The organism is Jatrophihabitans sp. (genome assembly GCF_051960575.1).
GTDB lineage: Bacteria > Actinomycetota > Actinomycetes > Mycobacteriales > Jatrophihabitantaceae > JBQCEE01.
The window spans coordinates 1-7,835 of sequence record NZ_JBQCEE010000018.1 but is presented as its reverse complement, the minus strand read 5'-3'; the positions used below and the strand labels follow the sequence as shown (position 1 = coordinate 7,835).

6 protein-coding genes are annotated in these 7,835 nt (G+C 73.2%); all 6 read left to right on the top strand.

What is annotated here, in order from left to right:
• Window positions 1–1,524, top strand: a 1,524-nt coding sequence (locus tag ACTHMS_RS00860) for a peptidoglycan D,D-transpeptidase FtsI family protein (protein ID WP_440304787.1), incomplete at its 5' end; no start/stop codon positions are given.
• Window positions 1,415–3,040, top strand: a complete 1,626-nt coding sequence (locus tag ACTHMS_RS00855) for a UDP-N-acetylmuramoyl-L-alanyl-D-glutamate--2,6-diaminopimelate ligase (protein ID WP_440304786.1) — start codon at window positions 1,415–1,417, stop codon at window positions 3,038–3,040. The genes ACTHMS_RS00860 and ACTHMS_RS00855, both read left to right, overlap by 110 nt.
• A complete protein-coding gene (locus tag ACTHMS_RS00850; RefSeq protein ID WP_440304785.1) occupies window positions 3,037–4,428 on the top strand; it encodes a UDP-N-acetylmuramoyl-tripeptide--D-alanyl-D-alanine ligase in 1,392 nt (463 codons plus the stop codon). The genes ACTHMS_RS00855 and ACTHMS_RS00850 overlap by 4 nt, the downstream gene beginning before the upstream one ends.
• Window positions 4,425–5,516 (top strand): phospho-N-acetylmuramoyl-pentapeptide-transferase, encoded by a 1,092-nt coding sequence (gene mraY / locus ACTHMS_RS00845; RefSeq protein ID WP_440304784.1) that lies wholly within the window; start codon window positions 4,425–4,427, stop codon window positions 5,514–5,516. The genes ACTHMS_RS00850 and mraY overlap by 4 nt, the downstream gene beginning before the upstream one ends.
• Window positions 5,509–6,873: a UDP-N-acetylmuramoyl-L-alanine--D-glutamate ligase gene (gene murD, locus ACTHMS_RS00840; RefSeq protein WP_440304783.1), complete on the top strand. Its 1,365-nt coding sequence runs from the start codon at window positions 5,509–5,511 to the stop codon at window positions 6,871–6,873. Before mraY ends, murD begins: the two co-directional genes overlap by 8 nt.
• Window positions 6,870–7,835: FtsW/RodA/SpoVE family cell cycle protein (locus tag ACTHMS_RS00835; RefSeq protein WP_440304782.1), on the top strand; the 966-nt coding region annotated here is incomplete at its 3' end. The genes murD and ACTHMS_RS00835, both read left to right, overlap by 4 nt.

Here is a 7,835-nt window from a genome sequence, read left to right as displayed (position 1 = left end):
ACGTCCGCCGCGCAGGACGTCACCGCCGACCCCACCCAGGTCGCCCCGAGCGAGCGCACCGCCTACGCCGCCCGCCTGGCGCCCCTGCTCGGCGTCAGCACGCTCAGCATCGTGCAGGCGCTCAACGAGCCGGGCCGCTACGCCGTGCTGGCGACGGGCATCCCGCCGGTGAAGGCGCAGCAGGTGCAGGCGCTCAAGCTCACCGGCATCTACCTGCAGGCCACCACGCAGCGCCAGTACCCGGGCCAGGACACCGCGTCGAACATCCTCGGCACGGTGCACAGCGACGGCAGCGGCGCGTCCGGTCTCGAGGCCGCCTTCAACAGCCTGCTCGCCGGCCACGACGGCAGTGAGACCTACAGCGTCGACAACGTCGGCAACGTCAACCCGAGCAGCCGCACGGTCACCGACCCGGCCGTGAACGGCGCGACGATCCGGCTGACGATCGACCAGAACCTGCAGTACGTGGCGCAGCAGCTGCTCGACCAGGACGTCCCGCTGTCGGGCGCCGAGGGCGCCGAGATGGCGATCCTCGACGTGCACACCGGCCAGGTGCTCGCGCTCGCGTCCAGCGCGAAGTTCCGCGACAACCTGCAGGACCCACCGGTCATGTCGGCCTTCGAGCCGGGCTCGGTGCAGAAGTCGATCACCTTCGCCGCGGCGCTGCAGGAGGGCCTCATCACGCCCAGCACCCGCATCAACGTCGACGGCTCCATGCAGATGGGCGGCGTCACCGTCAGCGACGCGTGGGCGCACGGCGTCTACCCGTACTACGCGCGCGGCATCCTGGCGATGTCCTCGAACGTCGGGACGCTGAAGATCGCGCAGAAGCTCGGGCCCGAGACCTGGATGCGCTACGAGAAGCTGTTCGGCGTCGGGCAGAAGACGGGCATCGAACTGCCGGGCGAGAGCGCCGGCTACCTGCCGCCGATGTCGACGTGGTCGGACTCGACCTTCGCCAACCTGCCGTTCGGCCAGGGCGAGAGCATGACCGTGCTGCAGCTCGCCTCGATCTACCAGGCCATCGCCAACAACGGCGTGCGCGTCCCGCCGCGCATCATCCAGTCGATCACCAGGCCGGACGGCACCGTGACCACGACGGCGGCGCCGAAGGGCGTCCGCGTGGTCAGCCCGCAGACGTCGGCGACGCTGCGGCAGATGCTCGAGTCGGTCGTCATGCCCGGCGGCACCGGCGTCAAGGCCGCGGTGCCGGGCTACCGCGTCGCGGGCAAGACCGGCACGGCGCAGCAGCCGGTGAACGGCGTCTACAGCAACTGGGCCAACTGGGACACCTTCGCCGGCATGATCCCGGCCGACGACCCGCAGTTCGTCGTGGCGATCATGGTCGACAACCCGGCCCACGGCGTCGAGGGCGGCGACGTCGCGGCGCCGCTGTTCAACCAGATCGCGTCCTATGAGGTGCAGCACGCGCACGTGCCGCCGACCGGCTCGCTGCCGCGCCACGAATCACTCATGGACTGCAGGCACGCGAACCCGGCGTACCTGCCCGCTAACGTCTGCTGACGTGCCTGGTCCCGCGTCCGGAGTCCCGCGTCCGGCGCAGGTGGCGCCCCGCCGCCTGGCCGCGCTCGCGGCGCTCGTCGGCGGCCGGGTCGACGAGGCGGACGCGGCGACCGAGGTCGCGGGCGTCACGTCCGGCACCGCGTTCGTCCGGCCCGGTGACCTCTTCGCGGCGCTGCCGGGCCGGTCGGCGCACGGCGCGTCGTTCGCCGGCGAGGCGCGTGCGGCCGGTGCGGTCGCGCTGCTCACCGATGCCGCCGGACGCGAGCTGGCCGGCTCCGCCCTGCCGGTGGTCGAGGTCGCCGACGTGCGCGCGGCGCTCGGCCCGGTGAGCGCTGAGGTCTACGGCCGGCCCAGTGAGCACCTGCGCGTGCTCGGGGTGACCGGCACGAGCGGGAAGACGACGACGACCTTCCTCGTGCGCGCCGGGCTGCTGGCTGCCGGACGCACGCCCGGCCTCATCGGCACCGTCGCGACGATGATCGGCGACGACGAGATCCCCACCGGCTTCACCACCCCGGAGGCGCCCGAACTGCAGGCGCTGCTCGCCGTCATGCGCGAGCGCGGCGTCACCGACGTGGCGGTGGAGGTCTCGTCGCACGCGCTCGCCATGGGCCGCGTCGACGGCATCGACTTCGCCGTCGGTGCCTTCACCAACCTCAGCGAGGACCACCTCGACTTCCACCGCGACATGGACGACTACTTCGCCGCGAAGGCGTCGCTGTTCCGGCGCACCCGCCGCGGCGTGACGATGCTGGACGACGTGTGGGGTCGCCGCCTCGCGGCCGCGGACGCCGATCTCGTCACCGTGAGCACGACCGGTGTCGCCGACTGGACGGCATTCGACGTGCACGCGCACCCGGCCGGCGCGACGGCGTTCCGCGTGCGCGGCCCGCGCGGCGAGTTCGAGACCGAGTGCACGATCCCCGGACGGTACAACGTGGCCAACGCCCTGCTCGCGCTGGTGCTGCTGGCCGAGACCGGCATCGACCCCGCGGGCGTCGCCGACGCCGTCGGCCACGCGGCGGTGCCCGGACGCATGGAGCGGGTCGACGCCGGCCAGCCGTTCCTCGCGGTGGTCGACTACAGCCACAAGCCCGCTGCGGTCGAGGGGGCGCTCAAGGCGCTGCGTCCGCTCACCGAGGGGCGGTTGATCGTCGTGCTCGGGTGCGGTGGCGACCGCGACCGCGGCAAGCGGCCGCACATGGGCGAGATCGCCGCGCGCGGCGCCGAACTGCTCATCGTCACCGACGACAACCCGCGCTCGGAGGACCCGGCCGCCATCCGCGCGGCGATGGTCGCCGGCGCGCTCGCCGTGCCGGAATCACAGCGCGGCGAGGTGCGCGAGGTCGGCGACCGGCGGGCCGCGATCCTGGAGGCGGTCGAGGCGGCGCGGCCCGGGGACACCGTGCTCGTCGCCGGCAAGGGCCACGAGACGGGACAGGAGGTCGCAGGCGTCGTGCACCCCTTCGACGACCGCGAGGTGCTGCGCGAGGCGCTGCGGGAGGTGCCGCGATGATCCCGCTGACCCTCGGTGAGATCGCTGCGGCGGTGGGCGGCACGCTGCGCGACGCCGACCCGACGACCGCCGTCACCGGCGGCGTCGAGTTCGACTCGCGCAAGGTCGGGCCGGGCGGGCTGTTCCTCGCCTTCGCCGGCGAGCAGGTCGACGGGCACGAGTTCGTCGCGGCCGCGCTCGATGCGGGGGCCGTGGCCGCGCTGGTGAGCCGGCCCGTCGCGGGTGCGCGCATCGAGGTCGGCGACGTGCTCGCGGCTGTCGGCCGGCTGGCCACCGAGGTGCTGTCGCGGCTGCCAGAACTCACCGTCGTCGGTGTCACCGGGTCGAGCGGCAAGACCTCGACGAAGGACCTCATGGCGCAGCTGCTCGCGCGGCTCGGGCCGACCGTCGCGCCCCCCGGCTCGTTCAACAACGAGCTCGGCCACCCGTACACGGTGTTGCGAGCCGACGCGTCCACCCGCTACCTGGTGCTCGAGAACAGCGCGCGGGGCGTCGGCCACATCCGGTACCTCTGCGGCATCGCCCGGCCGCGCATCGGCGTCGTTCTCAACGTCGGCAGCGCCCACCTCGGCGAGTTCGGTTCGCGCGAGGCCATCGCGCAGGCCAAGGGCGAGCTCGTCGAGGCGCTGCCCGCCGACGGTGTCGCCGTGCTCAACGCCGACGACCCGCTGGTGTCGGCGATGGCGCCGCGCACCGCCGCCCGGGTGGTGTCCGTCGGCGAGGCCCCGACCGCCGACGTGCGTGCCGAGGACGTGCACCTCGACGACCTTGGGCGGCCGCGATTCACCCTGCTCGCGCGCGGCGAGCGGGCCGAGGTGGCGATGCTGCTGGTCGGCGGCCACCACGTCGGCAACGCGCTGTCGGCCGCGGCCGTCGCGCTCGAGTGCGGCATGTCCGTGGCGGAGGTCGCCACCGCGCTGAGCGAGGCCCGGCCGGCCAGCCGCTGGCGCATGGAGGTGACCGAGCGTCCCGACGGCGTCGTGATCATCAACGACGCCTACAACGCCAACCCCGAGTCGATGCGCGCGGCGCTCAAGGCGCTCGCGTCCATCGCCCGGTCGCGGCAGGCGCGGTCGATCGCCGTGCTCGGCCACATGGCCGAGCTCGGTGCCGACGCGATGGACGAGCACGACGCGCTCGGCCGCCTCGCCGTGCGGCTCGACGTGTCGCTGGTGCTGGCCGTCGGCGACCAGGCCCGGCCCATCCAGCACGGCGCGGCGCTCGAGGGCTCGTGGGACGGCGAGTCACGCTGGGTGCCGGACATCCCCGCCGCCGTCGCGGCCCTCGAGGCCGAGCTGCAGCCGGGGGACATCGTGCTGGTGAAGGCGTCGCGCTCGGCCGGCCTCGAGCGGCTGGCCGCGCGGCTGACAGGGGAGACGACGGCGTGAAGACGATCCTCATCGCCGCGGTCTTCGCCCTGATCACCTCGATTCTCTGCACCCCGCTGGTCGTCGCGTGGTTCCGGCGACGTGGGTTCGGGCAGGAGATCCGCAGCGACGGCCCGCAGTCGCACCTGGTCAAGCGCGGCACCCCCACCATGGGCGGCGTCGCGATCATCGGCTCGACGGTGGTCGGCTACGGCGTCGCGCACGTCGTGCTGGCCATCCAGGGCAAGGGCGGCCCCACGGCGTCCGGGCTGCTGCTGCTGTTCCTCATGGTCGGCCTCGGCGTCGTCGGCTTCCTCGACGACTTCATCAAGATCCGCAAGCAGCGGTCGCTGGGCCTGCGGGCGCGCGCGAAGTTCCTGGGCCAGCTCGTCGTCGGTGTCGTCTTCGGCGTCTTCGCGCTGATGTTCCGCAACCGGTTCGGTGACCGGCCCGCGTCCACCCATCTGTCGTTCGTGCGCGACATCGCGCCGATCGGGCTCGGCGCGATCGGCTTCGTGATCCTCGCCTATCTCATCGTCACCGCCACCTCGAACGCCGTGAACCTCACCGACGGCCTCGACGGCCTGGCGGCCGGCTCGTCCGCCATGGTGTTCGGCGCGTTCACCCTCATCGCGTTCCTGCAGGCCAAGTACAGCTGCGGCAGCAGCCCGGCCGCCGGTTGCTACATCGTGCGCGACCCCGCCGACGTCGCGCTCGTCGCCGCTGCGGCGATGGCGGCGTGCTTCGGCTTCCTGTGGTGGAACGCCCCGCCCGCGCAGATCTTCATGGGCGACACCGGCTCGATGGCGCTCGGTGGCCTCATGGCGGGCCTGGCGATCCTCACCCACACCGAGCTGCTGCTCGTCGTGCTCGGCGGCCTGTTCGCCATGGTGACGCTCTCGGGGATCATCCAGACCGGCTGGTTCAAGTTCACCCGCATCCGCACCGGCACCGGCAGACGGGTGTTCCGCATGGCCCCGCTGCACCACCACTTCGAACTCGCCGGGTGGGAGCCGACCACGGTCATCGTCCGGTTCTGGATCATGAGCGGCGTGGCGGTCGCCTTCGGCATGGGGCTGTTCTATGCCGACTTCATCGGCAATGGCTGACGGGCTCGACGGACGCTGCGTGCTGGTCGCCGGCGTCGGCGTGGCCGGCGCCTCCGCCGCCCGCGCGCTGCTGCCGCGGTCGGCGCGGGTGCTGCTCACGGCGCGCGACCGCGGGCCGGCGGTCGACGAGCTCGTCGCCGCCGGCGCAGAGTGGCTGGGGCCGGTCGACGCCGTGCCGCCGATGGTCGACCTCGTCGTCGCCTCGCCGGGCCTGCGGCCGACGGACCCGCTGCTGGTCGACGCCGCGGCACGTGGTGTGGACGTGTGGGGGGAGGCCGAGCTCGCCTGGCGGCTGCGCGGGCCGCGGCCCGCCGCCTGGCTCGCCATCACCGGCACGAACGGCAAGACGACCACCGTGCACATGCTCGAGTCGATCCTGCGCGCGGGCGGGATGCGGGCCGTCGCGGTCGGCAACGTCGGCGTGCCGATGATCGACGCGGTGCTGGCCGACCCGCCGTACGAGGTGCTCGCCGTCGAGCTGTCGAGCCAGCAGCTGCACTTCGCGCCGTCGCTCGCACCGGTCGCCGGCGCGCTGCTGAACCTGGCCGAGGACCACCTCGACTGGCACGGCAGCTTCGCCGCCTACGCCGACGCGAAGGCGCAGGTCTGGGCGGGTGGTGTCGCGGTCGGCAACCTCGACGACCCCGAGGTCGCGCCGCGCCTGGCCGCGGTGCGCGACCGGATCGTCGTGCCCTTCACCCTCGGCGAGCCCGACGAGGGTGCGCTCGGCGTGCTCGACGGGCGGTTGGTCAGCCGCGCCTTCGGCGACGACGGTGTCGTGCTCGCCGAGGCGCGCGAGGTGCACCCGCCCGGGTCGCACAACGTCGCGAACGCGCTCGCCGCCGCCGCGCTCGCGCGCGCCGTGCACGTGCCGGCCGCCGCCGTCGCCGACGGGCTGCGGTCGTTCGTCCCCGATCCGCACCGCAACCAGTTCGTCGCCGAGCGCGGCGGCGTCACCTACGTCGACGACAGCAAGGCCACCAACCCGCACGCGGCGCTCGCGTCCTTGACGGCGTACGAGCCGATCGTCTGGGTCGCCGGCGGTCAGCTCAAGGGCGTCGACCCGGACGACCTGGTCGCGGCCGTCGCGCCGCGGCTGCGGGCGGCCGTGCTGCTCGGCGCCGACCGCGCCCTGCTGGCAGCGGCCCTGCAGCGACACGCGCCGCAGATCCCCGTGATCATGGTGGCCATCACCGACGATAGGGCCATGTCCGAGGTCGTCCGCGCTGCCGCGGAACTAGCCCGTCCCGGTGACACCGTGCTCCTCGCGCCGGCGGCGGCCTCGTACGACATGTTCGCCGGCTACGGGGCCCGGGGCGACGCGTTCGCCGCCGCCGTCCACGCGCTGGGCGCATGAACCTGACCCAGCTGCGCGACCGCCTGCCCGCCCTCCCCGGCCTGCCGTCGCGCCCCTCGCGGGACACCGACCGCGAGCCCGCTGACGGCGTGCGGTTCCTCGACAAGCCCTACGCGTCCGTGCAGCTGCTCATGCTCGCAGCCGCCGGCCTGCTCGGCTTCGGCATCCTCATGGCGATCTCGACGACCATCGCGGCGTCCGACGGCTCGGCCGGCGTCTCGATCTGGGCGCAGATGCGCAAGGAGGTCGTCTTCGTCGCGATCGGGCTGCCGATCTTCTGGTTCGCGATGCGGCTCTCGCCGCGCGTGCTGCGCATGCTCGTGTACCCGATCCTCGCCCTGGCGCTCGCGTCGCTCGTGGCGGTGCTGATCCCCGGCATCGGCGTCGGCGTGTACGGCGCCCGCCGGTGGATCGACCTGGGCCCGCTGCAACTGCAGCCGTCCGAGGTCGCGAAGGTGGCGATACTGCTGTGGGGCGGCGACCTGCTGGCGCGCAAACAGCAGTTCGGGACGCTGCGTCGTGCCCGGCACCTGTTCGTCCCGCTGATTCCGGTGTTCGCGCTCGTCGCCGGCCTGGTGATGCTGGAACCGGACCTGGGCACCACCTGCTGCTTCATGCTGATCCTGCTCGGGTTGCTGTGGATGGTCGGCATGCCGATGCGCTACTTCGTCGCGGTCGTCGCCGTGCTTGCCGCCGCCGTTGCCGCCCTGGCCTTCGCCGCGCCCTACCGCTGGGAGCGGCTGATCACATTCCTGCACCCGTTCAAGGACGCCAAGAACACCGGCTTCCACACCGTGGAAGGTCTGTACGCACTCGCCTCGGGCGGCGTCTTCGGGGTCGGCCTCGGCCAGGGCACGTCGAAGTACGGCTGGGTGCCGAACGCGAACTCCGACTACGTCTTCGCCATCATCGGCGAGGAACTCGGGCTCATCGGCTGCGCGGCCGTGCTCGTGCTGTTCGGC